This window comes from Pantoea sp. FN0307, from assembly GCF_050113815.1.
Taxonomy (GTDB): Bacteria; Pseudomonadota; Gammaproteobacteria; order Enterobacterales; family Enterobacteriaceae; genus Mixta; species Mixta alhagi.
This window is the reverse complement of the sequence record NZ_JBNJSO010000006.1, coordinates 83,008-106,773: the sequence shown is the minus strand read 5'-3', so window position 1 is coordinate 106,773 and position 23,766 is coordinate 83,008. Positions and strand designations below refer to the sequence as shown.

Here is a 23,766-nt window from a genome sequence, read left to right as displayed (position 1 = left end):
TCCTGTTGAAATAAGAATTCCGCAACTGCCCTGCGGAACAGGCCCGGCCTGCAGGAACCAACATAACGGCCAGGCTGAGAAAAAGCTACAGCTGCTGTGCGGCAGCGCGTGCCATTAATTGTGGATAAAATTGCCAGAAAAAAGTTTCAAGCGCCGCGTAATTATTAAAAAAATCCTGCCAGGAATCGGCCAGCGCCGCCAGACGCGGACGCCGTGCTGCCATTCCGCATAAAACCTGTTGCAGGTAATCGGCTTCGGCGTAGCGTTCCATCCAGCGTTCACGCCACAGATAGCCGTTAAGCCGCTGAAAACCTTCTGGCAACTGCGGCAACATCGGCTCGATTTGCGCCTGAGCGCGCGCCAGAAACAGCGGCAGCGACACCTCTGGCTCAATGCGATCCCAGTGACGTGATAAAAAATGATCCCACACCACATCCAGCGTAACAGGCGCAACCCGACGCGTTTCGGGACGAAACAGCCGTTTGGCGCTCAGGACTTCGGGTAAGGAGTCGGTAAGGGCATCAAGGCGACGGTGTAGCGCGATGCCGGCGGCGATATCGGCAGGCCACTGTAGGTGCGGATTGCCGCGTACATAGTCCGCCATCAGGTTGCCTGTCAGCGAGCTGTTGGCAAGCCGGGCTAAATGGAGATGAGCAAGAAAGTTCATCCTGGCATTATACGCTAACAGAATGGTTACCGGGTAACAGTTCAGAATTTCCCGCTTTTCCGCTAGACTATGCCGCCTGTTTGTTAGCCGTAAGACATTGAGCATGCGCGTCGCTGATTTTTCTTTTGAATTACCTGAATCATTAATTGCCCACTATCCGCAGCCTCAGCGTAGCGGATGCCGACTGCTGTCGCTGAACGGTCCTGATGGCGCTTTAAGCCACGGCGTGTTCACCGATGTGCTGGATAAGCTTAACCCCGGCGATCTGCTGGTGTTCAATAACACCCGCGTCATCCCGGCCCGTGTCTACGGGCGTAAAGCCAGCGGTGGTAAGATTGAAATGCTGGTAGAACGCATGCTGGATGACAAGCGTGTGCTGGCGCACATCCGCGCCTCTAAAGCGCCGAAGCCGGGCGCAGAGCTGCTGTTTGGCGATGATGAAAGCGTGCGGGCAACAATGGTTGCGCGTCATGATGCGCTGTTCGAAATTCAATTTGATGATGAACGCGACGTACTGGACATTCTCAACGCTATCGGTCACATGCCGCTGCCGCCCTATATCGATCGTCCAGATGAAGAGGCTGACCGCGAGCTTTATCAAACGGTTTACAGCCAGAAGCCGGGCGCAGTGGCCGCGCCGACCGCTGGTCTGCACTTCGACGAGCCGCTGCTGGCCGCGCTGCGGGAAAAAGGCGTTGAGATGGCATTTGTGACGCTGCACGTGGGCGCGGGAACCTTCCAGCCGGTGCGCGTGGACAGCATTGAAGATCACATCATGCATTCCGAGTATGCTGAAGTGCCGCAGGAGGTTGTGGATGCGGTGTTAGCCTGTAAGGCGCGCGGCAACCGGGTGGTCGCTGTGGGCACCACCTCGGTGCGCTCGCTGGAGAGCGCGGCGCAGGCGGCACAGGATGCGCTGATTGCGCCGTTCTTCGACGATACCCAAATCTTTATCTATCCCGGCTATCGCTATCAGATTATTGATGCGCTGATCACCAATTTCCATCTGCCGGAATCCACGCTGATTATGCTGGTTTCCGCGTTTGCTGGTTATCGCCACACCATGAACGCCTATCGCGAGGCAGTAGCTGAGCAATATCGCTTTTTCAGCTACGGCGATGCGATGTTTATTACCCGCAATCCCCAGGCGCCGGAGGAAAAAGTCGGCGGCTGATTAACCGACGCCGCAGCTGCGGCGTCGTGATATTAACCATGCATCAGACTGTTTCTCTGATGGAGGCAACGTGAAGTTTGAATTAGATAAAAAAGATGGCCGCGCGCGTCGTGGTCGTCTGGTTTTTGATCGTGGCGTCGTAGAAACCCCGGCCTTTATGCCGGTGGGCACCTACGGCACGGTAAAAGGCATGACGCCGGAAGAAGTCAAAGAGACCGGCGCGCAAATCCTGCTGGGCAATACGTTCCACCTTTGGCTGCGTCCGGGGCAGGAGATTATGAAGCTGCATGGCGATCTGCATGATTTTATGCAGTGGCAGGGGCCGATTCTCACCGACTCCGGTGGTTTTCAGGTCTTCAGCCTTGGCGACATTCGTAAAATCACCGAAGCGGGCGTCCATTTTCGCAATCCGATTAACGGCGATGCGATCTTCCTCGATCCTGAGAAATCGATGGAGATCCAGTACGATCTCGGTTCCGATATCGTGATGATCTTTGATGAGTGCACGCCTTACCCGGCGGACTGGGATTATGCCAAACGCTCGATGGAAATGTCGCTGCGCTGGGCGCAACGCAGTCGTGACCACTTCGATAAGCTGGGCAACAAGAATGCGCTGTTCGGCATTATTCAGGGCAGCGTTTACGAAGATTTACGTGATGTCTCAGTCAAAGGACTGGTGGAGATCGGCTTTGATGGTTACGCTGTGGGCGGCCTGGCGGTCGGTGAGCCGAAGGAAGATATGCACCGTATTCTGGAGCATGTCTGCCCGCAGATCCCGGAAGATAAGCCACGTTATTTAATGGGTGTTGGCAAGCCGGAAGACCTGGTTGAAGGCGTACGTCGCGGTATCGATATGTTCGATTGCGTCATGCCGACGCGTAACGCGCGTAACGGTCACCTGTTTGTCACCGACGGCGTGGTTAAAATCCGTAATGCCAAACATAAAGATGATACGTCGCCGCTGGATGCAGAGTGTGATTGCTACACCTGTCGCAATTACAGTCGCGCCTACTTGCATCATCTTGATCGTTGTAACGAAATACTCGGTGCGCGTCTGAATACCATTCATAACCTGCGTTATTACCAGCGCCTGATGGCGGGTTTACGCCAGGCTATTGAAGAAGGTAAATTAGAGTGCTTCGTCAGTGAATTCTATACGCGGACGGGCAAAGCGGTTCCGCCATTAAACGCTTGATAATTAAACAATGAGGGAAAGTTGATGAGTTTTTTCATTTCTGACGCAGTGGCAGCAGCAGGCGCACCGTCGCAGGGAAGCCCCTACACGATGGTTGTGATGTTGGCGGTTTTTGGCCTGATTTTCTATTTTATGATCCTGCGTCCGCAGCAAAAACGTGCCAAAGAGCATAAAAAACTGATGGACTCGATCGGCAAAGGCGATGAGGTATTGACTACCGGTGGTCTGGTGGGTCGCGTGACCAAAGTGGCCGACAACGGCTACATTGCTATCGCACTCAACGATAACAACGAAGTAGTTATCAAACGTGATTTCGTGGCTGCCGTCCTGCCGAAAGGTACTATGAAGGCGCTGTAATTCTTTGTTTTCCCTAAGGGAACTGCCGTGTTAAACCGTTATCCTTTGTGGAAATACATTATGCTGATCGTGGTGCTTGCCGTCGGTCTGCTGTATGCACTTCCCAACCTTTATGGAGAGGATCCGGCTGTTCAAATCACTGGCGCGCGCGGAAGCGCCGCCAGTGAGCAAACGCTGGACCAGATCCAAAACGTCTTAAAACAAGAGCATATTCAAAGCAAATCTATTGCGCTGGAGCAGGGCGCTATCCTGGCGCGTTTCTCTAACACAGATGTGCAGCTGCGCGCGCGTGAAGCGCTGATGAAAACGCTAGGCGACGATTACGTCGTCGCACTCAATCTGGCGCCTGCCACGCCGAAATGGCTGGATATGCTGGCAGCGCAGCCGATGAAGCTCGGTCTGGATCTGCGCGGCGGTGTCCACTTCCTGATGGAAGTTGATATGGATACCGCGCTGGGTAAGCTGCAGGAGCAGAATACCGACAGTCTGCGTAGCGATCTGCGTGAGAAAGGCATTGCCTACACTAACGTACGCAAAATCGAAAATTACGGCGTGGAAATCCGCTTCCGTGACGCCGATGCGCGTGACAATGCCGTTAACTATCTTTCAACGCGTCATCGCGATCTGGTGATTAGCAGCCGTGGCGATAACCTGCTGCGTGCGGTAATGAGCGATGAGCGTCTGCGTGAAGCGCGTGAATATGCCGTTCAGCAGAACATTAACATTCTGCGTAACCGTGTTAACCAGCTGGGTGTAGCGGAGCCATTGGTTCAGCGTCAGGGAGCCGATCGCATCGTGGTTGAGCTGCCGGGCATTCAGGATACCGCGCGCGCGAAAGAGATTTTGGGCGCAACGGCAACGCTGGAATTCCGTCTGGTGAATACCGTAGTGGATGCCACTGCAGCGGCTAAAGGCCGTGTACCGGGCGATTCAGAAGTGAAGCAAACGCGCGAAGGCCAGCCGGTTGTGCTGTACAAACGGGTGATCCTCACCGGTGACCACATTACCGATTCCACCTCCAGCACCGACGAATATAATCAGCCGCAGGTTAATATCTCGCTCGATAGCGCGGGCGGCAACATGATGTCGACCTTTACCAAAGATAATATTGGTAAGCCTATGGCGACGCTGTTCGTTGAATATAAAGACAGTGGTAAGAAAGATGCCAACGGCCGCTCTATCCTGGTGAAACAGGAAGAGGTAATTAACGTAGCGAATATTCAGTCACGCCTGGGCAACAGCTTCCGTATTACCGGCATCAACAACCCGAATGAAGCGCGTCAGCTTTCGTTGCTGCTGCGCGCCGGTGCGTTGATTGCGCCGATTCAGATTGTTGAAGAGCGCACCATTGGCCCAACCATGGGACAGCAGAATATTACCCAGGGTCTGGAAGCCTGTCTGTGGGGCTTGATCGCCTCGATCGTATTTATGGTGGTTTACTATAAAAAGTTCGGCGTCATTGCCACCAGCGCGCTGGTGGCCAACCTGATCCTGATCGTCGGCATTATGTCATTGCTGCCGGGCGCGACCTTAACCATGCCGGGCATTGCCGGTATCGTTCTGACGCTGGCGGTGGCGGTGGATGCTAACGTGCTGATAAACGAGCGTATCAAAGAAGAGCTGAAGAATGGGCGTACTATTCAGCAGGCAATTCATGAGGGCTATAAAGGGGCGTTCTCCAGTATCATTGATGCCAACCTCACCACGCTTATCACCGCGATTATTCTGTATGCGGTTGGCACCGGCTCGATTAAGGGCTTTGCCATCACCACCGCCATTGGTGTGGGAACCTCGATGTTCACTGCCATTGTTGGTACGCGTGCCATCGTTAACCTGTTGTATGGCGGCAAACGCATCAACAAGCTGTCTATCTGAGGAGTAGGTTGTGGCACAGGAATATAGTGTTGAACAATTAAACTACGGCCGTAAAGTTCATGACTTTATGCGCTGGGATAAGCTGGCCTTTACCCTGTCAGGGTTGCTGCTGATCGCATCAGTGATCATCATGGGCGTACGCGGGTTTAACTGGGGACTCGATTTTACCGGCGGTACGGTAATTGAAATTTCTCTGGAAAAACCTGCCGAGCTGGATACGTTGCGCGGCGCGCTGGAGAAATCAGGCTTTGTTGAGCCGCAGGTGCAGAATTTCGGCAGCAGTCGTGACGTAATGGTCCGTCTGTCGCCGAATGCCGGCAACGCAGGGCAGGCGCTGGGCAATAAGGTGGTCTCGGTAATCAACGAGGCTGCCGGCCAGAATGCGACCGTTAAGCGTATTGAGTTTGTTGGCCCCAGCGTCGGCAGCGATCTGGCGCAGGCGGGCGGTATGGCGCTGTTGATGGCGCTGATCGCTATCCTGATCTATGTGGGCTTTCGCTTCGAGTGGCGTCTGGCGCTTGGTGCCGTGCTGGCGCTGGCGCATGACGTCATTATTACGCTCGGTATCCTGGCGCTGTTCCATATTGAGATCGATTTAACCATCGTCGCCTCGCTGATGTCGGTTATCGGTTACTCACTGAACGACAGTATCGTGGTTTCCGACCGTATTCGTGAAAACTTCCGTAAGATCCGTCGCGGCACGCCTTATGAAATCGTGAACGTTTCGCTGACGCAGACGCTGAGTCGTACCATTATGACCTCAGCAACCACGCTGGTGGTGGTGCTGATGCTGTTTATTTTCGGCGGCGCGCTGCTGGAAGGGTTCTCGCTGACGATGCTGATCGGCGTTTCCATCGGTACGGTTTCTTCTATCTACGTTGCTTCCGCGCTGGCGCTGAAGCTGGGCATGAAGCGTGAACATATGCTTCAGCAGAAAGTAGAAAAAGAGGGCGCTGACCAGCCTTCCATTCTGCCGTAAGGCAACGGTGGTAAGCTAAATAAAAGGCCGCGTAAGCGGCCTTTTTTATTTCCGCAAAGCGCGGCCTAATCCCTTTAACCTGTTGTTTGCGCCGCTCAGTTTAACGGCTCAATATTATGTACCCGTACATATCCTAACTGCTGCGGCGACAGGCCGCTCAGGCGCAGCGGAACCGGCTGTCCGGCTTTAGGCAGCAGAGTATTACGTACCTCAATGGTTTGCGACAGCGCACCGGCGCTGAGAGGTTTGCCGGTGGCGCTATCCAGTTCTCCCCATTCGACCTGCATTCTCAGGTTTTGCAAAGGGCGATCGTCTGCCGAACGCAGCGTAAGCAAGGCGCGGGTGCCGCTCGCCTCTGGTTCAATGCGCGTCAGCGTTAACATCAGTGGCCCCGCCTGGCTTTTTAGCTCAACGCGCGTATTCGCCGCTGGCAGCAGCCATGCGCCCTGGCTGGAGTGGCTGTTTAACTGGTTTTGCTGTTCCAGCGCGCTGGCCTGGCGCGTCAGCTGATTAACCTGCTGATTAAGCTGTTTCACCTCGCTCTGTAGCGCCTGATTTTTTGCCGGAGAAGGAGCAGCGCAGCCGTTAAGCAGCGCTGCGGTCAATAACGGCAGCAGAAAAAGACCCTTTTTCATTTTCACTCTCCTTTTAACGCTTTTACTTACAAGCTTAGGTGAAAGCGTACGGGAGGGCGAAAAAGCGTCCCGGCCGCACAGAAAAATGCGTCGTCAGCCCGCCGAGGCTTTGGTTGTCAGGGGCTTCGGGGTACACTAAGGTTTCATTTCGTGAAGAATCAGGATATGTCATGCATTGCCCATTCTGTTCCGCCGTGGATACCAAAGTAATTGATTCCCGTCTGGTTGGTGAAGGCACCTCTGTGCGCCGCCGCCGTCAATGCCTGGACTGCCATGAGCGTTTTACCACCTTTGAGGTGGCGGAACTGGTGATGCCACGCGTGATTAAAAGCAACGATGTCCGCGAGCCGTTTAATGAGGATAAGTTGCGCAGCGGCATGGTTAAAGCGCTGGAAAAGCGCCCGGTTAGCTCTGATGCCGTTGAAAACGCCATTAGTCATATCAAAACCCAGCTGCGCGCTACAGGCGAACGCGAAATTCCCAGCAAAATGATCGGCAATCTGGTGATGGATGAGCTGAAAAAACTCGATAAAGTTGCCTATATTCGTTTTGCATCCGTCTATCGCAGCTTTGAAGATATTCGTGAATTTGGCGAAGAGATCGCCCGTTTACAGGATTAAGCTATGCGCGATGAAGAGTATATGGCGCGCGCGCTGGAACTGGCGCGGCGCGGTCGTTTTACCACTACGCCGAATCCCAACGTTGGCTGCGTTATCGTACGCGATGGCGTTATCGTGGGCGAGGGCTGGCATCAGCGCGCCGGTGAGCCGCACGCGGAAGTGCATGCATTGCGGATGGCAGGCGAGCGGGCCAGGGACGCGACCGCTTACGTTACCCTGGAACCCTGTAGCCATCACGGTCGTACGCCGCCGTGCTGTGAAGCGCTGATTGCCGCTGGCGTCAGCCGGGTGGTTGCGGCGATGCAGGATCCTAACCCGGAAGTGGCTGGACGCGGGCTTTATCGTCTGCAGCAGGCAGGGATCGACGTCAGTCACGGGCTGATGATGGCGGAAGCTGAAGCGCTGAACCGTGGTTTTTTAAAACGCATGCGCACCGGCTTTCCCTTCGTTCAGCTAAAACTGGGCGCATCGCTGGATGGTCGTACGGCGATGGCCAGCGGCGAAAGCCAGTGGATAACCTCGCCCGAAGCGCGGCGTGATGTGCAACGCCTGCGCGCGCTCAGTTCTGCCATTCTTAGCAGCAGTGCGACCGTGCTGGCTGACGATCCGGCGCTGACGGTTCGCTGGGAGGAACTGGGTGCCGCCACGCAGGCACACTATCCGCAGGAAAATTTACGCCAGCCGGTACGGGTGATTATTGACAGCCAGAACCGGGTAACGCCGCAGCATCGCCTGCTGCATCAGCCGGGTGAAACCTGGCTGGCGCGCCTGCAGGCAGATGAGCAGCAAAGCTGGCCGCAGGCGGTACAGCAGCTGCGGGTTCCGCCGCGTGATAACCGGCTCGATCTGGTTTCGCTGATGATGCTGCTGGGCAAGCAGCAGATCAATCAGGTGTGGGTCGAGGCGGGCGCTCAACTGGCGGGTGCGCTGCTGGAGGCGGGCGTGGTGGATGAGCTAATTGTTTATATGGCGCCGAAGCTGCTGGGCGATAGCGCCCGTGGATTGTGCGCTTTACCCGGCCTGAGCGAGCTGCGTGACGCGCCGCTGTTCAGCTTCAGCGATGTGCGTCAGGTAGGCCCGGATCTGCGCCTGACGCTCAGGCCGGTTTAACGCCCTGCGGAAAAGCGGAAGCAGAGTGCGAAAGAGTGTGGTAGAATCCGCCCCCCTGCGGGGCCAATAAGAACCCTGAAAGGAAAATTATGAAAATTATCGAAGCTGCTGTTGCTACGCCAGAAGCGAAAGTCGCGATTATCATTGCGCGTTTCAACAACTTCATCAATGAGAGCCTGCTGGATGGCGCGATTGATGCGTTAAAGCGCATTGGTCAGGTGAATGATGAAAACATCACCGTTATCTGGGTGCCGGGCGCCTATGAATTACCTATGACGGCTCGCGCCGTTGCCAATGCCGGAAAACATGATGCGGTTATTGCCCTGGGCACCGTAATCCGTGGCGGCACTGCGCACTTCGAATATGTTGCCGGTGAGGCCAGCTCAGGTCTTGCCAGCGTCGCTATGAACAGCGACATCCCGGTCGCCTTTGGCGTCCTGACCACTGAAAATATCGAGCAGGCTATTGAACGCGCTGGTACCAAAGCGGGCAATAAAGGTGCGGAAGCTGCACTGACCGCGCTCGAAATGATTAACGTATTGAAAGCCATTAAAGCCTGATTTTTGTAAGGGGATTTTTGTGAAACCTGCTGCTCGTCGCCGCGCCCGTGAGTGTGCTGTCCAGGCGCTTTATTCCTGGCAGTTGTCCAATAATGACATTGCTGATATTGAATATCAGTTTCTCGCGGAACAGGATGTCAAAGATGTTGATATCAACTATTTCCGCGAGCTGCTGGCTGGCGTTGCGACCAACAGCGCATACCTTGACGGTTTGATGAAGCCTTACCTGTCACGCCAGCTGGAAGAGCTGGGTCAGGTAGAAAAAGCCATTCTGCGCGTCTCTCTGTATGAACTGAGCAAACGCAGCGATGTGCCCTATAAAGTGGCTATCAACGAAGGTATCGAGCTGGCGAAAGTGTTTGGCGCTGAAGACAGTCATAAATTTGTTAACGGCGTGCTGGATAAAGCCGCTCCGCAAATCCGCCCCAACAAAAAATAAGCAATCGAGGCCGGATTCTTTCCGGCCTTTTCTATTCAGGTTCAGCGGAACTTCATTATGTCATGTGGCGAATTTGAACTGATCGCGCGTTATTTTAATCGCGTGACAAGCTCACGTCGCGATGTGGAAAAAGGCATCGGCGACGACTGCGCGTTACTGAACGTGCCGGAAAAGCAAACCCTGGCTATCAGTACCGACACGCTGGTAGAAGGCATCCACTTTCTGCGCGATATCCATCCTGCCGATCTCGGTTATAAGGCGCTGGCGGTTAATCTGAGCGATCTCGCCGCCATGGGCGCCGATCCTGCCTGGCTGACGCTGGCGCTGACGCTGCCGGATGTGGACGAAGCCTGGCTGAAAGCGTTCAGCGACAGCCTGTTTGAACTGCTGGACTACTACGATATGCAATTGATCGGCGGCGATACCACGCGCGGGCCACGTAGCCTGACGCTGGGTATTCACGGTCTGGTGCCTGCGGGGCGCGCTTTGCGCCGCAGCGGTGCACGTCCCGGCGACTGGATTTACGTTACTGGCTCGCTGGGCGACAGCGCAGCAGGTCTGGCGTTGTTGCAGCATCGCGTGCGTATTACCGATCCTGCGGTCCACGAGGCGCTGATAAAGCGCCACCTGCGTCCTATGCCGCGTATTTTACAGGGGCAGGCGCTGCGTAATCTTGCCAGTGCGGCCATTGATATTTCTGATGGGCTGATCTCTGATTTAGGGCATATCCTCAAGGCCAGCGAGTGCGGCGCACGGGTAAATCTCGATGCCCTGCCGTTATCTTCTGTACTGCGCGATCATTTCGAACCGGAGCAGGTAATGCACTGGGCGTTAAGCGGCGGTGAGGATTACGAGCTCTGCTTTACCGTGCCTGAAATCAACCGTGGCGCGCTGGACGTAGCGTTGGGTAAGCTGGGCGTGCCCTATACCTGTATCGGCCAGCTGGCACCGGAATCAGAAGGGTTGGTGTTGTTACAGGATGGCAAACCAGTCATGCTGAAATTGAAAGGATTCGATCATTTTGACGCGCGATAAAGATCTGGCGAAAAGTCGCCTGCGCCTGAGCAATCCGTGGCACCTGATGGCAACCGGTTTCGGTAGTGGCCTGTTCCCGTGGGGGCCGGGCACCATGGGATCGCTGGCGGCGCTGCCATTCTGGTGGCTGATGACCTTTTTACCGCAGGATATCTATTCGCTGCTGGTGATGTTCGGCATCTGTATCGGCGTTTATCTCTGTCACCGTACCGCCAAAGATATGGGCGTTCATGACCACGGCAGCATCGTCTGGGATGAGTTTATCGGTATGTGGATTACGCTGATGGCCATCCCAGTCAATAGCTGGCAATGGGTGCTGGCTGGCTTTGTGACTTTCCGCGTGCTGGATATATGGAAGCCCTGGCCGATCCGCTGGTTCGATCGCAACGTGCATGGCGGGATGGGGATTATGGTGGACGATGTGATTGCCGGGATCCTCTCGGCCGCGCTGCTGTGGTTTATTGGGCATCACTGGCCGCTGTAACGGCTGAAGCGTTGCCCGACCCGAACAACACCTTTATCGCAAAAGTAGCAGGTAAAGGAGCGCTGTACAGAGAGCGTGGGGAAGCATACAGCCGAACAATGTAGCGCCGGTCAGCGGTTTACGCAGCTCCGGCGCTAAACAGCGTTACTGGGCCAGCCACTCAGCGATCTGCTGCTGAATGCCTTCAGCGTCCAGCTGATAGTCGTGTCGGATCTCATCCTGGGTGCCCTGCGGGATAAACTCATCCGGCAGACCGATATTCAATACCGGCACCGCAACACGCTTCGCCATCAGCAGTTCATTAACGCCGCTACCTGCGCCGCCTTTAATCGCGCCTTCCTCCAGCGTCACCAGCGATTCATGGCTGGCCGCCAGTTCCAGTATCAGCGCCTCATCCAGTGGTTTAACGAAACGCATATCCACCAGCGTGGCGTTCAGCGCGTCGGCTGTTGCCTGTGCTTCCGGCAGCAGCGTGCCGAAGTTGAGGATCGCCAGCTTTTCACCGCGACGTTTTACTACGCCTTTGCCCAGCGGCAGTGAGACCAGCGGCTGCATAGGCGCGCCGGTGCCGGTGCCGCGCGGATAACGCACTGCGCTTGGCCCGGCCTGATAGTGATAGCCGGTATAGAGCATTTGACGGCATTCGTTTTCGTCGCTGGGCGTCATGATCACCATGCCGGGAATGGTACGCAGGAAAGCGAGATCGAACGCGCCCTGGTGCGTTTGTCCATCCGCGCCGACAATACCGCCGCGATCGATAGCGAACAGTACAGGCAGCTGCTGAATTGCCACGTCATGAATCAGCTGATCGTAAGCGCGCTGCAGGAAAGTGGAGTAGATTGCCACCACCGGCTTGTAGCCGCCGATAGCCAGTCCGGCAGCAAAGGTCACCGCATGCTGCTCGGCAATTGCTACGTCGAAATATTGGCCCGGATACTGGCGTGAAAAGCCCACCATACCAGAGCCTTCACGCATCGCTGGCGTAATCGCCATCAGCTTGTTGTCGTCTGCTGCGGTTTCGCACAGCCAGTCGCCGAAAATCGCGGAGTAGGTGGGTAAACCGCCAGAACTTTTAGGCAGCGCGCCGCTGGCCGGATCGAATTTAGGCACGGCATGCCAGGCGATAGGATCGTTCTCCGCCGGCGCGTAGCCTTTGCCTTTTTTCGTCATGATATGCAGAAACTGCGGACCTTTCAGATCGCGCATATTGCTGAGGGTATGCACCAGCGTCAGTACATCGTGACCATCAACCGGGCCGATATAGTTGAAGCCCAGTTCCTCAAACAGCGTTCCAGGCACCACCATACCTTTAAGATGTTCTTCGGTACGTTTAACCAGCTCTTTAATCGGCGGCAGGCCGGTTAGCACCTTTTTGCCGCCTTCACGCAGGCGTGAATAGGTTTTACCAGAGAGGATTTGCGCCAGGCGATTATTAAGCGCGCCAACGTTTTCTGAAATCGACATTTCGTTATCGTTCAGAATCACTAGCAGGTCCGCTTTGATATCACCGGCATGGTTCATCGCCTCAAAGGCCATCCCGGCGGTGATAGCGCCGTCGCCAATAATACAGGCGGTACGACGGCCCTGGCCCTCTTTGCCTGCGGCCACCGCCATACCAAGACCGGCGCTGATTGAGGTAGAGGAGTGTCCCACGCTCAGCACGTCATATTCGCTTTCTGCCCGCCAGGGGAATGGATGCAGGCCATTTTTTTGGCGAATGGTGCCGATGCGGTCGCGGCGTCCAGTCAGAATTTTATGCGGGTAGGCCTGATGACCGACATCCCACACCAAATGATCGAACGGCGTGTTATAGACGTAGTGAAGCGCGACGGTCAGTTCAACCACCCCGAGGCCCGAAGCAAAATGGCCGCTGGAGCGGCTGACGCTGTCCAGCAGGTACTGACGTAGTTCATCGCACAGTGCCGGCAACTTCTCTTTCGGCAGTTTACGCAGTTCTTGCACGGTATCGGCAAGCGCCAGCGTCGGGTATTTTGCAGTATCAAAACTCATCAGAGACTCATTGTGGAAGTTATTTATCGCGTTCGATAATGAAGCCTGCCAGCGCATGTAAGGCGGAGGTGTCCAGAGAAAGTGCGGCCAGCTGATCCAGCGCGCCGAGCGCTTCCTGATAGAGGTCCTGCGCTTTCTGGCGGGCATCGTCCAGCCCCATCAGAGCCGGATAGGTGCTTTTGCCAAGTTGCTGATCGGCACCCTGCTGTTTGCCCGTTACTGCGGTATCGCCCACCACATCCAGAATGTCATCCTGAACCTGAAAGGCGAGCCCGATCGCATTGGCATAACGATCGAGCAGCGGCAGGGCTGCACGCCCGCGTTCGCCGGCGCTCAGCGCGCCAAGACGAACGGCAGCGCGAATTAACGCACCGGTTTTATGACGATGAATTTTTTCCAGCGTCGCTAAATCGATCTGCTGACCTTCCGCCGCCAGATCCAATGCCTGACCGCCGCACATGCCTGCCACGCCGCTGGCCTGCGCCAGCTCAGAAATCATGGCGATGCGGTCCTGCGGTTGAACGCCATGCATCGGCGCATCGGCAAGGATCGAAAAGGCCAGCGTTTGCAGCGCATCGCCCGCTAAAATAGCGGTATCCTCGCCAAATTTAATATGGCAGGTTGGCTGTCCACGGCGCAGGCTATCGTCATCCATAGCCGGAAGATCGTCATGAATCAATGAGTAGGCGTGAATGCATTCAACGGCGGCGGCGGGCGCGTCCAGGGTATCCGTGTCGGCCTGTAACATATCGCCGACCACATATACTAAAAACGGACGCAGCCGTTTACCGCCTAATAATGCCCCATATTGCATGGCATTAACCAGAGGAGAACTCTGAAAGGGCAGGGGAGCAATAAAACGCGACAGCGCAAGGTTCACCCGCTGATGGTAGTGGGCAAGCAGTTCAGCAAAATCCATTATTCAGCATCCGGCGTAAAAGGCGTCAGGGCGGCATCTTTATCATCGTTAAGCAGGATCTGAACGCGCTGTTCCGCCTGCTGCAGGGTTTTTTGCCCTACTTTTGCCAGCTGTACGCCGCGCTCAAATTCATTCAGCGCCTCTTCCAGCGGTAAATCGCCGCTTTCCAGACGGGTAACTATCTGCTCCAGCTGCTGCAGGGACGTCTCAAAACTAATGGGCTGTTCGGCTTTTTTTGGCATAGTGATTATTGGCTCACAGGTTTTTTATCTATAGCAAGCGGACATGGTAGCCGACTCGAAATGATTAGCAAAATAATGATAGAGCATGACGGTAAAACAGGCAGCTCAAAGACAAAAGTGATATACTGCCGCGCCTCGGAAGCAAAGGACGCAGGTGACTTTGCAATTCATTGATTTTATCAGTTAAGTGCCGCTGTTTTTAGCACTTAATTATCTCAGAGCTGTGCTGCCATGAAGTTTATCATTAAATTATTTCCTGAAATCACCATCAAGAGTCAGTCGGTGCGCTTGCGCTTTATCAAAATCCTTACGGGTAATATTCGTAACGTACTGAAGGATCTTGATGAAACTCTGGCAGTGGTGCGTCACTGGGATCATATTGAAGTACGATCCAAAAATGAAAGCCTGCGTGAAGTTTATGTCGATGAGCTCACGCGCATTCCCGGTATCCATCATGTGCTGGCAGTAGAAGATCGTACCTGGACCGATATGCACGATATTTTTGAGCAGACGCTGGCCGTTAACCGCGAACGTCTGGAAGGGAAAACCTTCTGCGTACGCGTTAAGCGTCGGGGACAGCATCCGTTCAGCTCGCAGGATGTGGAGCGCTATGTCGGCGGCGGTCTGAATCAGCATATCGCCAGCGCGCAGGTAAAGCTTTCGCATCCGCAGGTTACGGTCAATCTGGAGATTGAGAACGAGCGCCTGATACTGGTGACCGGCCGCCATGAAGGCCTGGGCGGCTTCCCTATCGGTACGCAGGAGGATGTGCTGTCGCTGATTTCCGGCGGTTTCGACTCCGGCGTTTCCAGCTATATGCTGTTGCGTCGCGGCTGCCGCGTACATTACTGCTTCTTTAACCTTGGCGGCGCGGCGCATGAAATCGGCGTTCGTCAGGTGGCACACTATCTGTGGAATCGTTTTGGTCGCTCGCATCGCGTGCGTTTTGTCGCCATCAATTTCGAGCCGGTGGTGGCGGAGATTCTGGAAAAAGTGGATGACGGCCAGATGGGCGTGGTACTGAAGCGCATGATGGTGCGTGCGGCTTCGCAAATCGCCGAGCGCTACGGCGTGCAGGCGCTGGTGACCGGCGAGGCGCTGGGTCAGGTATCCAGCCAGACGCTGACTAACCTGCGCCTGATTGATAACGCCTCTGATACCCTGATCCTGCGTCCGCTGATTTCGCATGATAAAGAGCACATCATCAATCTCGCGCGCCAGATCGGCACGGAAGACTTCGCCCGTACCATGCCGGAATATTGCGGTGTGATCTCGAAAAGCCCAACGGTCAAAGCGGTGAAGAGCAAGATCGAAGCGGAAGAAGCGAATTTCGATTTCAGCGTGCTGGAGCGTGCGGTGCAGGAAGCGACCAACGTTGATATTCGTACCATCGCAGAACAGTCACAGGAAGAGGTGGTGGAAGTAGAAACCGTTGCTTCTGTTTCAGCGAACGAAGCGCTGCTGGATATTCGCTCGCTGGATGAGCAGGAATCTAAGCCGCTGAAGGTGGAAGGGATGGATGTGACATCGCTGCCGTTCTTCAAACTGGCCACCCATTTTGGCGATCTTGACCAGAGCAAAACCTGGCTTTTGTACTGCGATCGCGGCGTGATGAGCCGTTTGCAGGCGCTCTATCTGTATGAGCAGGGCTTTAAGAACGTGAAGGTGTATCGTCCTTAAGCCAGTAGTGAGGCCAGCCGTCCGGCTGGCCTTAAAGCTTAAAACGGGTCGCGATAATCGTAAATCCCCGCCGCCATCACCAGCTGTTCCCCCACTTCCCGTGCTTTCTCTTTTCCTGCCAGCAGATCGATCAGCTTCAGGGCAAAATCTATCGCCGTGCCTGGCCCCTGGCTGGTCAGTAAGTTAACGCGGGGATCCCAAACCACGCGTTTTTCCACCCATTTTTCCGCCGGGATAGTCTCTTTTAATCCAGGAAAACCGGTCATATTCCCCAGTGGAAAGAGATCGTGCGGTACCAGCACCGTGCCAGCTGCGGCGCAAATGGCGGCAACAATGCGTCCGGAAAGATGAAACTGGCGCACCGTCTCCACCAGCAGCGGACTATCGCGAAAGGCCTCCGCGCCCTTCAGGCCGCCTGGCAGCACGATAGCCGCAAAATCGTTGTCTGCAACCTCGACCAGCGGCGCATCCGCCAGCAGTCGCACGCCACGTGAACAGACAATTTCGCAACTGCCATCGCCGTTGACGCTGGCGGTGGTGACATGAATTCCACCGCGCACCAGCAGGTCGATAGTGGTGACGGCTTCGGTTTCTTCAGTGCCATGTGCCAGGCAGACCAGCACCGATACGTTCGCGTTCATAATCTTGTTCCTTACGCTTGATCAGCTCATATAGCCGGGCATTCTCCGGCACGGCAATCCCCTGCGCCCGCGCGCGCTGCAGCAGATAACCAGTAATATATTCAATCTCAGTGCGACGCTGGGACCGGATATCCTGCAGCATAGAGGAGACATTAAGCGCGGTGCTGGCAATCACGGAATAAATATACTCCTTCAACTGACCGGCGCTGGTATGCAGCCCTTCCCGCGTCATAACCGCCGCAACCTCATCACAGAGCAGGGAAATTTGCTCCGGCCAGGCGATCAGTTCGCCGTTTAAGCAGTCATGGATGGCGCTGAGAGGATTGATAACACAGTTAACGGCCAGCTTCTGCCAGCATGCGGCAGAGACATTATTATGCCAGGCAACATCCGGCAGCGCCTGATGCAGCATTTCAGCCAGATCGCTTAACGCCGCGCTATCAGCGGAGCCCGGTCCAATATGTGTGGTGCCGCTGGCAACGTGCAGGATAACCGTACCGTCATGTTTAGCTGCATGGGTAGTAACGCCACGCAGTAACGGCTGCGTCAGGCTTTTCAGCTCTTCCAGCGTGCCCATACCGTTATGCAGCAGCAATACTGGGCAGTCTGGCGGCAGCAGGCTTTGCAGATTCTTTACCGCGCCGGAAACTTGCCAGGCTTTAACCGTAACCAGCAGAAGATCGCACTGGCTAAGAAACAGCGGATCGTTGGCAATAAAGGTTTTATTTACCACTGAACCGTCGGTATCAATAACGTTCACCGAACACCAGGGCTGCGGAACCCGTAGCCAGCCCTGTACCTCATGCCCCTGTCGATCGAGCGCCGCCAGCCAGAGCTGACCAAGCGCGCCGCAGCCAAGTACCGTAATTTTCATGCGTCCTCCCGCAGGCGGTTTTCAGAGCCTTACCGGCGAGTTAATTGAGTATAGCTATGCCTAAGGGCTATTTTCCTTGCCATGCACAAGCAGGTATTATGCCTGTCACTTTGGAGTCTGGAGAAAAAAATTATGCCATCTTTCGATATCGTTTCTGAAATCGACATGCAGGAAGTACGAAACGCGGTAGAAAACGCCAACCGTGAGCTGTCAACCCGCTTTGATTTTCGTAATGTCACTGCCAGCATTGAGCTGAATGAAAAAGCGCAGACCATTAAAGTCACCACCGAGTCCGATTTTCAGGTGAAACAGCTGGTGGATATTCTGCGTGAGAAGCTACTTAAACGCGGAATTGAAGGCGCAGCGCTGGAAGTGCCGGAGCAGATCGAGCATAGCGGCAAGAGCTGGAGTCTGGATGCCAAACTCAAGCAGGGTATCGAGACCGATATGGCGAAGAAGATTGTTAAGCTTATCAAGGACAGCAAAATTAAAGTTCAGGCGCAGATTCAGGGAGAAGAGGTGCGCGTTAACGGTAAGTCGCGCGACGATCTGCAAAGCGCCATCGCGCTGGTGCGCGGCGGAAACCTGGGCCAGCCGTTCCAGTTTAAAAACTTCCGCGATTAATTAAATGTGATAGCACCGTATCGATAAGCGGGGCGCGTAATGTACTGACAGACATCACCGACGTCTGCGGCACAGGCAGGCCGGGCAGAAGAGTAAAGCGTCCCGCGGCAGGGACGCCGCGGGCCGAGCTGTCAGGGATGACGTTTTTTGCGTCTTTACGATCGGACCGGCCTGCCTGTGCAGGCACCGGCCCTTATTTGAAGGCTGCCCATACAGCCTTTCTGCGCCTCAGACCGCAGTGATGGTATCAGGCCGCGTTGATAGTGCCAGGCCGCGTCATGCGGCCCTGATTGTATCGATGCTGCCAGCGGGGAAGGGCAACGCGTCAGGCGCTGGCAATCAACGCTTCCAGCTCAACCCGGCTGGTCACCTTACTGTCGATTTTAATATAGGCGCTACGCTCTTCCGGCACGATAAACACCGAAGAGACGCCGCGCTGCGCTTTAAGTTTTTGCTCAAGGCGCGGATCATTAAGTGCATTCTCACTCAGCACGATACGCAGGCTACTGACATAAGGCGGCTCCTGCATGGTACTGCTAAGCAGCAGCCACAGCGTAGCGACAATCGAGCCCAGCAAAAACACCGTTTGCGCATCAAACCGATCGAAAACCCAGCCGCCCATGCTGCCGCCTATCGCCACGCCCAGAAACTGGCTGGTGGAATAAATTCCCATCGCGGTGCCTTTATAACCGGCCGGGGATTCTTTACTGATTAATGAAGGCAGAATGGCTTCCATCAGATTAAAGGCGAGGAAAAAAAGCTGCACGCCAATTACCAGCGTCCAGAAGTGATTTCCTGCTCCCCAAAGTACAATCTCGGCGATAAGGATCAACGCGACACAGCAGATAAAAACCCGCTTCATACGGCGTTTCACTTCGGCATAGATAATAAAAGGCACCACGCCAACAAACGCCACCAGCATGGTGATCAGATAAACCTTCCAGTGCTGCTCAGCCGGGAAACCCGCCAGCTCAAACTGACCGGGCAGGGCAACGAAACTCGACATCAGCAGAATATGCAGGCAGAAAATGCCGATATTCAATTTCAACAGGCGCGGCTGCATCAGCACTTCGCGAATACTGCCTTTCACCATTCCCGATTCGCGGTTCAAAACATGATGCGGCGCGTTAGGCACCACCAGCAATGTAATCACAATACCGCAGCTGGCCAGAATGGCGATCATCCAGAACAGCGCATGCAGGCCGAAGGCATGCGTAATGATCGGACCCAGCACCATCGCAATGGCAAAGGTCACGCCAAAGCTGATGCCGATAAACGCCATCGCTTTGGTGCGGTTCTGCTCACGTGTAAGATCGGAGAGCAACGCCATAACCGCGGCGGCAATCGCCCCGGAGCCCTGCAGGGCACGACCGAGAATGACTCCCCAAATCGAGGTGGTACTGGCTGCAATCACGCTGCCGAGCACAAAAACCAGCAGGCCGCCGACAATAAGCGGTTTCCGGCCAATACGATCGGAGAGCAGGCCAAATGGTATCTGGAAAATAGCCTGAGCCAGACCATAAATACCAATCGCCAGGCCAATGAGCGCTTCGCTTGCACCCTGTAAAGCCATGCCGTATGTGGTGAGCACCGGTAAAACCATAAACATGCCCAGCATACGCAAAGAAAATACGGTGCCTAAACCCCAGGTTGCGCGCAGCTCAACCGGTGTCATTTTGTTATCGTTCATTGCAACCTCAATATTATTACTGACACTATTTTAAGGAGCAGGGCAGGGCGGGTAAAACGGAAGTTTTTAAGCAGTCGTAACAAAAAGAAAGGGCGCAAGAAGCGCCCTTAGTGATGTAGCTTACGATTAGCGTACGTAAGTCAGCAGGTTTTCTGACACCGGTGCCATAAAGTCAACCGACATCATCACGCTTAGCGCCGTGATAGCGACAATGGAGAACACAAACAGTTTACGAGCCCAAACGCGATCGTTTGACGTTTTATAACCTGAAAGTGCCATTCCCAGCCACCAAACGCTTACTGCCGCCGCAACCACCAGATATTTGTAGCCAGCGTAGCCGCCCAGCGTCAGCATCAGCGTGGCAATCATAAACGCCAGAATGTAGAGCGTAATATGATTTTTTGCCACGGAGATCCCTTTCACCACCGGCAGAACCGGAATATTTGCTGCCTGGTAATCTTTAAAGCGGAAGATAGCAATCGCATAGGAATGCGGCATCTGCCACAGGCTAAAGATCGCCAGCAGGATCAGCGCGCCAGCATCAAACTCGTTAGTCACTGCGCAGTAGCCAATAACCGGCGGCGCAGCGCCGGAAAGACTACCAATCAGCGTACCGTAGACTGATTTACGCTTCATATAGAGGCTGTAAATGCCGACGTATACCACGAAGCCCATGACCGCCAGCCACATGGCCAGCGGGTTTGCTCCGAAATACAGCAACGCAAAGCCAGCAATACCTAATGCGGTTGCATAAACCAGGGTTACTTTCGGAGAGATGAGGCCTTTTACCAGCACTCGATTCTTGGTTCTCTCCATTTTTCTGTCGATGTCGCGGTCGATAAAGTTGTTATAAACACAACCTGATGCGACCACCAGTGAGACACCAACCAGGGCGGTGAGAAACAGGGTGTAATCAATACTGCCTTTCGAAGCCAGCAGAAAACCCCCGATAACAGAAATTAAATTCCCGAAAATAATTCCTGGTTTTGTTACTTGCAGGTATTGCTTAATCATCACGAGCGACTCTTTAGTGGGACATCATCATGTTGTAGTTGAGGTTCCACATGATCCACAGCGAGCCGACGACAACAATCAGAATAATTATGGCGGAGAACACAATCGCCACAAAGTTCCAGCCGCCTTCAGATTTGGTATCAAGGTGCAAGAAGAAGACCAGGTGAACAAGCACCTGAACTACCGCACACACCAGAACCACGCTGAGAATTGTGCCATGCGAAGCGCCGCCATCCATTACCATCCAGAACGGAATAGCCGTCAGGATGACAGAGAGGATGAAGCCAATCATGTACGATTTCACGCTGCCGTGAGATGCGCCATGTTCGTTAACAGAATGACTCATTACATGGCCCCCATCAGATAGACAACGGTAAATACGCAGATCCATACCACGTCGAGGAAGTGCCAGAACAAGCTCAGACACATGATACGCGCGCGGTTGGTGGCATTCAGACCATTTTTAGCAATCTGGAACATCAGAACCAGCATCCAGATCAGACCAGAGGTTACGTGCAGACCGTGCGTACCAACCAGCGTAAAGAAGGCTGACAGGAAGCCGCTGCGATCCGGGCCGAAGCCTTCTGCGATCAGATGATGGAACTCATAGATTTCCATCGCGATAAAGCCAAGTCCGAACAAGAACGTCAGCGCCAGCCAACGGTTAACCGCGCCTTTTTTGCCGTTGTTCATGCCGATAACGGCCATACCGTAAGTAATGGAACTCAACAGCAGCAGGGCGGTTTCGACCAGTACGAACGGCAGTTCGAAAATGTCTTTACCTGCCGGACCACCGGCAGTGTTGTTGACCATAACTGCATAGGTCGCAAACAGCGTTGCGAAGATAATGCAGTCGCTCATCAGGTAGATCCAGAAGCCAAAAATCTTATTGGCTCCCGCATCGTGATGCCCATGCTCCGCATGGGCGTCGTGCTGTTTAGACAGTGTTTGTGCCATTATTTCAGACCTGCTTTGCTGATATCTTTGAAGTGCTGATTTTCAATTGCTTCGACCTCTTTGACCGGAACATAGTAATCAACGTCTTCATCGAAGCTTTTAACGATCCAGCTAACAATCATCGCCACGAAGGACAGACCCATCAGCCACCAGATATGCCAGATGGCAGCGAAACCAAAGACCGTTGCGAACAGGGCGATAATCAGGCCCGCGCCGCTGTTTTTCGGCATATGGATCTCTTCATAATGAGCAGGCTGCTTATACGCTTCACCTTTTTCTTTCATTTCCCAGAAGGCATCACGCTCATTGATGTGCGGAACCACTGCGAAGTTATAGAACGGCGGCGGAGAGGAAGTTGACCACTCCAGCGTACGGCCACCCCATGGGTCACCGGTCAGATCGCGGTTCAGGTGACGGTCGCGTACAGAAACCCAGAACATGATCAGCTGAGAGAGGATACCCAGCGCAATCAGGCCAACACCTACGGCAGCAACAACCAGCAGCGTATGGAACTGCGGATCGATATCCTGGCTCAGACGACGGGTCATGCCCATAAAGCCCAGCGCGTACAGCGGCATAAAGGCAACGAAGAAACCGATAATCCAGAACCAGAAAGCGCGTTTACCCCAGGTTTCGTTCAGGGTGAAACCAAATGCTTTCGGGAACCAGTAGGTCACACCGGCCATACAACCGAATACCACACCACCGATAATCACGTTATGGAAGTGCGCGATCAGGAACAGACTGTTGTGCAGCACGAAGTCAGCACCCGGAACCGCCAGCAGAACACCGGTCATACCACCCACAGAGAAGGTGACCAGGAAGCCTACGGTCCACAGCATGGCAGAGTGCATCTGAATGCGGCCCTGGTACATGGTGAACAGCCAGTTAAAGATCTTAACGCCGGTCGGGATGGCGATAATCATCGTCATAATGCCGAAGAAGGCGTTAACGTTCGCACCCGCACCCATAGTGAAGAAGTGGTGCAGCCAAACGATAAAGGACAGAACGGTAATAACCACGGTTGCCCACACCAGCGAGGTATAACCAAACAGGCGCTTTTTCGAGAACGTGGCAACCACTTCTGAGAACACACCGAACACCGGCAGAACCAGAATATAAACTTCCGGATGGCCCCATACCCAGATCAGGTTGACATACATCATCATGTTGCCACCCATATCATTGGTAAAGAAATGGAAGCCCAGATAACGGTCAAGGGTCAACAGCGCCAGCGTCACGGTCAGTACCGGGAACGCAGCGATGATCAGCACGTTAGTACACAGTGATGCCCAGGTGAAAACCGGCATTTTGAACATGGTCATGCCCGGCGCACGCATTTTCAGGATAGTAACGAAGAAGTTAATACCTGTTAATGTCGTACCGATACCGGAAAGCTGCAGACTCCAGATCCAGTAATCTACCCCAACGCCTGGACTGTATTCCGCGCCTGACAGCGGGGGATAGGCCAGCCAACCGGTCTGAGCAAACTCGCCCACGGCCAGAGAGAGGTTAACCAGAATCACGCCAACAGCGGTGAACCAGAAACTCAGGTTATTAAGGAAAGGGAACGCCACATCGCGCGCGCCGATCTGCAGAGGAACAGCAATGTTCATCAGACCAACAACGAACGGCATCGCTACGAAGAAGATCATAATTACGCCGTGGGCGGTAAAGATCTGATCGTAGTGATGAGGAGGCAGGAAGCCCGCTTCCCCGGCGGAGGCCAACATCTGTTGACCACGCATCATGATAGCATCGGCAAAGCCACGCAGCAGCATGACAAATGCCAGGATCACATACATGATACCCAGTTTTTTGTGGTCGACTGACGTCAGCCATTCGGTCCACAAGTATTTCCACTTACCGAAGTAAGTCAGCGCAGCGACAAGGGCCAGACCACCAAGAATGATGGCGGCCACCGTAACCATGATAATAGGCTCATGGTACGGCACTGCATCCAGTGTTAATTTTCCGAACATCGT

At 54.4% G+C, this 23,766-nt stretch carries 25 protein-coding genes; 13 read left to right on the top strand and 12 right to left on the bottom strand.

The features are described 5' to 3' along the window. Window positions 1–85: 85 nt before the first annotated feature. Window positions 86–667, bottom strand: coding sequence for an ACP phosphodiesterase (locus tag ACQE3Z_RS16605; protein ID WP_426974634.1), 582 nt, complete (start codon window positions 665–667; stop codon window positions 86–88). A gap of 103 nt (window positions 668–770) precedes the next feature. On the opposite strand from ACQE3Z_RS16605, the gene queA reads away from it, so the two are divergent. From queA to secF, 5 genes are all read left to right on the top strand, one after another. Further along, the gene (gene queA / locus ACQE3Z_RS16600; protein ID WP_426974633.1) at window positions 771–1,841 is read left to right on the top strand and encodes a tRNA preQ1(34) S-adenosylmethionine ribosyltransferase-isomerase QueA; all 1,071 of its coding nucleotides are present in this window, start codon (window positions 771–773) and stop codon (window positions 1,839–1,841) included. Window positions 1,842–1,911: 70 nt separating this feature from the next. Then, complete coding sequence (tgt, locus tag ACQE3Z_RS16595) at window positions 1,912–3,036, top strand: tRNA guanosine(34) transglycosylase Tgt (RefSeq protein ID WP_250652041.1); 1,125 nt, start codon at window positions 1,912–1,914, stop codon at window positions 3,034–3,036. A gap of 24 nt (window positions 3,037–3,060) precedes the next feature. Continuing rightward, window positions 3,061–3,393: a preprotein translocase subunit YajC gene (yajC, locus tag ACQE3Z_RS16590; protein WP_085067738.1), complete on the top strand. Its 333-nt coding sequence runs from the start codon at window positions 3,061–3,063 to the stop codon at window positions 3,391–3,393. A 27-nt stretch (window positions 3,394–3,420) separates the two neighbouring features. Continuing rightward, window positions 3,421–5,268 (top strand): protein translocase subunit SecD, encoded by a 1,848-nt coding sequence (gene secD / locus ACQE3Z_RS16585; protein WP_426974632.1) that lies wholly within the window; start codon window positions 3,421–3,423, stop codon window positions 5,266–5,268. Window positions 5,269–5,278: 10 nt separating this feature from the next. Continuing rightward, window positions 5,279–6,247 carry a protein translocase subunit SecF gene (gene secF, locus ACQE3Z_RS16580; RefSeq protein ID WP_426974631.1) on the top strand — a complete coding sequence of 323 codons (969 nt, stop codon included), beginning with the start codon at window positions 5,279–5,281 and terminating at the stop codon, window positions 6,245–6,247. Between the two features lie 95 nt (window positions 6,248–6,342). Here the strand turns inward: secF and ACQE3Z_RS16575 are convergent, their stop codons facing one another. Further along, window positions 6,343–6,882 (bottom strand): DUF3251 domain-containing protein, encoded by a 540-nt coding sequence (locus ACQE3Z_RS16575; protein WP_426974630.1) that lies wholly within the window; start codon window positions 6,880–6,882, stop codon window positions 6,343–6,345. Window positions 6,883–7,052: 170 nt separating this feature from the next. Between ACQE3Z_RS16575 and nrdR the strand changes: the two genes are divergently transcribed. From nrdR to pgpA, 6 genes are all read left to right on the top strand, one after another. Next, window positions 7,053–7,502: a transcriptional regulator NrdR gene (gene nrdR, locus ACQE3Z_RS16570; RefSeq protein ID WP_038627640.1), complete on the top strand. Its 450-nt coding sequence runs from the start codon at window positions 7,053–7,055 to the stop codon at window positions 7,500–7,502. Between the two features lie 3 nt (window positions 7,503–7,505). Next, window positions 7,506–8,612, top strand: coding sequence for a bifunctional diaminohydroxyphosphoribosylaminopyrimidine deaminase/5-amino-6-(5-phosphoribosylamino)uracil reductase RibD (gene ribD, locus ACQE3Z_RS16565; RefSeq protein WP_426974629.1), 1,107 nt, complete (start codon window positions 7,506–7,508; stop codon window positions 8,610–8,612). An 89-nt stretch (window positions 8,613–8,701) separates the two neighbouring features. Further along, window positions 8,702–9,172, top strand: a complete 471-nt coding sequence (gene ribH, locus ACQE3Z_RS16560) for a 6,7-dimethyl-8-ribityllumazine synthase (protein WP_085067733.1) — start codon at window positions 8,702–8,704, stop codon at window positions 9,170–9,172. 19 nt (window positions 9,173–9,191) lie between these two features. After that, entirely contained in the window at window positions 9,192–9,611 is a 420-nt protein-coding gene (nusB, locus tag ACQE3Z_RS16555) for a transcription antitermination factor NusB (RefSeq protein WP_085067732.1), read from the top strand. Between the two features lie 57 nt (window positions 9,612–9,668). Further along, entirely contained in the window at window positions 9,669–10,646 is a 978-nt protein-coding gene (gene thiL, locus ACQE3Z_RS16550; protein WP_426974628.1) for a thiamine-phosphate kinase, read from the top strand. Next, window positions 10,627–11,130 (top strand): phosphatidylglycerophosphatase A, encoded by a 504-nt coding sequence (gene pgpA, locus ACQE3Z_RS16545; protein WP_426974746.1) that lies wholly within the window; start codon window positions 10,627–10,629, stop codon window positions 11,128–11,130. The genes thiL and pgpA overlap by 20 nt, the downstream gene beginning before the upstream one ends. A gap of 144 nt (window positions 11,131–11,274) precedes the next feature. Here the strand turns inward: pgpA and dxs are convergent, their stop codons facing one another. From dxs to xseB, 3 genes are read right to left on the bottom strand one after another with little or no spacing between them, the layout of a single operon-like run. Beyond that, window positions 11,275–13,140 carry a 1-deoxy-D-xylulose-5-phosphate synthase gene (gene dxs / locus ACQE3Z_RS16540; RefSeq protein ID WP_426974627.1) on the bottom strand — a complete coding sequence of 622 codons (1,866 nt, stop codon included), beginning with the start codon at window positions 13,138–13,140 and terminating at the stop codon, window positions 11,275–11,277. Between the two features lie 19 nt (window positions 13,141–13,159). Then, window positions 13,160–14,059: a (2E,6E)-farnesyl diphosphate synthase gene (gene ispA / locus ACQE3Z_RS16535; RefSeq protein WP_250652047.1), complete on the bottom strand. Its 900-nt coding sequence runs from the start codon at window positions 14,057–14,059 to the stop codon at window positions 13,160–13,162. Then, entirely contained in the window at window positions 14,059–14,301 is a 243-nt protein-coding gene (xseB, locus tag ACQE3Z_RS16530; protein WP_085067726.1) for an exodeoxyribonuclease VII small subunit, read from the bottom strand. Before xseB ends, ispA begins: the two co-directional genes overlap by 1 nt. Window positions 14,302–14,532: 231 nt before the next feature. Here xseB and thiI point away from each other — a divergent pair, with 231 nt between their 5' ends. Next, window positions 14,533–15,981: a tRNA uracil 4-sulfurtransferase ThiI gene (gene thiI, locus ACQE3Z_RS16525; protein WP_426974626.1), complete on the top strand. Its 1,449-nt coding sequence runs from the start codon at window positions 14,533–14,535 to the stop codon at window positions 15,979–15,981. A gap of 38 nt (window positions 15,982–16,019) precedes the next feature. On the opposite strand, the gene yajL is transcribed toward thiI, so the two are convergent. Both yajL and panE read right to left on the bottom strand, forming a co-directional pair. After that, window positions 16,020–16,622 (bottom strand): protein deglycase YajL, encoded by a 603-nt coding sequence (yajL, locus tag ACQE3Z_RS16520; protein WP_426974625.1) that lies wholly within the window; start codon window positions 16,620–16,622, stop codon window positions 16,020–16,022. After that, window positions 16,576–17,496, bottom strand: a complete 921-nt coding sequence (gene panE, locus ACQE3Z_RS16515) for a 2-dehydropantoate 2-reductase (protein WP_426974624.1) — start codon at window positions 17,494–17,496, stop codon at window positions 16,576–16,578. Before panE ends, yajL begins: the two co-directional genes overlap by 47 nt. Window positions 17,497–17,628: 132 nt before the next feature. Here panE and ACQE3Z_RS16510 point away from each other — a divergent pair, with 132 nt between their 5' ends. Continuing rightward, window positions 17,629–18,120 (top strand): YajQ family cyclic di-GMP-binding protein, encoded by a 492-nt coding sequence (locus ACQE3Z_RS16510; RefSeq protein ID WP_250652051.1) that lies wholly within the window; start codon window positions 17,629–17,631, stop codon window positions 18,118–18,120. A 325-nt stretch (window positions 18,121–18,445) separates the two neighbouring features. On the opposite strand, the gene ACQE3Z_RS16505 is transcribed toward ACQE3Z_RS16510, so the two are convergent. The 5 genes from ACQE3Z_RS16505 to cyoB form a co-directional block, all read right to left on the bottom strand. Beyond that, entirely contained in the window at window positions 18,446–19,810 is a 1,365-nt protein-coding gene (locus tag ACQE3Z_RS16505; protein ID WP_426974623.1) for an MFS transporter, read from the bottom strand. Window positions 19,811–19,936: 126 nt separating this feature from the next. Further along, entirely contained in the window at window positions 19,937–20,824 is an 888-nt protein-coding gene (gene cyoE, locus ACQE3Z_RS16500; protein WP_085067720.1) for a heme o synthase, read from the bottom strand. A 13-nt stretch (window positions 20,825–20,837) separates the two neighbouring features. Next, a complete protein-coding gene (locus ACQE3Z_RS16495) occupies window positions 20,838–21,170 on the bottom strand; it encodes a cytochrome o ubiquinol oxidase subunit IV (protein WP_141176762.1) in 333 nt (110 codons plus the stop codon). Then, entirely contained in the window at window positions 21,170–21,781 is a 612-nt protein-coding gene (locus ACQE3Z_RS16490) for a cytochrome o ubiquinol oxidase subunit III (protein ID WP_085067718.1), read from the bottom strand. The genes ACQE3Z_RS16495 and ACQE3Z_RS16490 overlap by 1 nt, the downstream gene beginning before the upstream one ends. Beyond that, window positions 21,781–23,763, bottom strand: a complete 1,983-nt coding sequence (gene cyoB, locus ACQE3Z_RS16485; protein ID WP_426974622.1) for a cytochrome o ubiquinol oxidase subunit I — start codon at window positions 23,761–23,763, stop codon at window positions 21,781–21,783. The genes ACQE3Z_RS16490 and cyoB overlap by 1 nt, the downstream gene beginning before the upstream one ends. Between the last annotated feature and the right edge of the window lie 3 nt (window positions 23,764–23,766).

What these genes read in the sequence shown, in the direction of transcription:
- ACQE3Z_RS16505 (WP_426974623.1), bottom strand. Translation starts at nt 19,810, where the DNA reads ATGAACGATAACAAAATGACACCGGTTGAGCTGCGCGCAACCTGGGGT.
- ispA (WP_250652047.1), bottom strand. Translation starts at nt 14,059, where the DNA reads ATGGATTTTGCTGAACTGCTTGCCCACTACCATCAGCGGGTGAACCTT.
- queA (WP_426974633.1), top strand. Translation starts at nt 771, where the DNA reads ATGCGCGTCGCTGATTTTTCTTTTGAATTACCTGAATCATTAATTGCC.
- ACQE3Z_RS16510 (WP_250652051.1), top strand. Translation starts at nt 17,629, where the DNA reads ATGCCATCTTTCGATATCGTTTCTGAAATCGACATGCAGGAAGTACGA.
- cyoE (WP_085067720.1), bottom strand. Translation starts at nt 20,824, where the DNA reads ATGATTAAGCAATACCTGCAAGTAACAAAACCAGGAATTATTTTCGGG.
- dxs (WP_426974627.1), bottom strand. Translation starts at nt 13,140, where the DNA reads ATGAGTTTTGATACTGCAAAATACCCGACGCTGGCGCTTGCCGATACC.
- yajL (WP_426974625.1), bottom strand. Translation starts at nt 16,622, where the DNA reads ATGAACGCGAACGTATCGGTGCTGGTCTGCCTGGCACATGGCACTGAA.
- panE (WP_426974624.1), bottom strand. Translation starts at nt 17,496, where the DNA reads ATGAAAATTACGGTACTTGGCTGCGGCGCGCTTGGTCAGCTCTGGCTG.
- ACQE3Z_RS16575 (WP_426974630.1), bottom strand. Translation starts at nt 6,882, where the DNA reads ATGAAAAAGGGTCTTTTTCTGCTGCCGTTATTGACCGCAGCGCTGCTT.
- xseB (WP_085067726.1), bottom strand. Translation starts at nt 14,301, where the DNA reads ATGCCAAAAAAAGCCGAACAGCCCATTAGTTTTGAGACGTCCCTGCAG.
- ACQE3Z_RS16495 (WP_141176762.1), bottom strand. Translation starts at nt 21,170, where the DNA reads ATGAGTCATTCTGTTAACGAACATGGCGCATCTCACGGCAGCGTGAAA.
- cyoB (WP_426974622.1), bottom strand. Translation starts at nt 23,763, where the DNA reads ATGTTCGGAAAATTAACACTGGATGCAGTGCCGTACCATGAGCCTATT.
- thiL (WP_426974628.1), top strand. Translation starts at nt 9,669, where the DNA reads ATGTCATGTGGCGAATTTGAACTGATCGCGCGTTATTTTAATCGCGTG.
- ribD (WP_426974629.1), top strand. Translation starts at nt 7,506, where the DNA reads ATGCGCGATGAAGAGTATATGGCGCGCGCGCTGGAACTGGCGCGGCGC.
- nrdR (WP_038627640.1), top strand. Translation starts at nt 7,053, where the DNA reads ATGCATTGCCCATTCTGTTCCGCCGTGGATACCAAAGTAATTGATTCC.
- ACQE3Z_RS16605 (WP_426974634.1), bottom strand. Translation starts at nt 667, where the DNA reads ATGAACTTTCTTGCTCATCTCCATTTAGCCCGGCTTGCCAACAGCTCG.
- ribH (WP_085067733.1), top strand. Translation starts at nt 8,702, where the DNA reads ATGAAAATTATCGAAGCTGCTGTTGCTACGCCAGAAGCGAAAGTCGCG.
- thiI (WP_426974626.1), top strand. Translation starts at nt 14,533, where the DNA reads ATGAAGTTTATCATTAAATTATTTCCTGAAATCACCATCAAGAGTCAG.
- ACQE3Z_RS16490 (WP_085067718.1), bottom strand. Translation starts at nt 21,781, where the DNA reads ATGGCACAAACACTGTCTAAACAGCACGACGCCCATGCGGAGCATGGG.
- yajC (WP_085067738.1), top strand. Translation starts at nt 3,061, where the DNA reads ATGAGTTTTTTCATTTCTGACGCAGTGGCAGCAGCAGGCGCACCGTCG.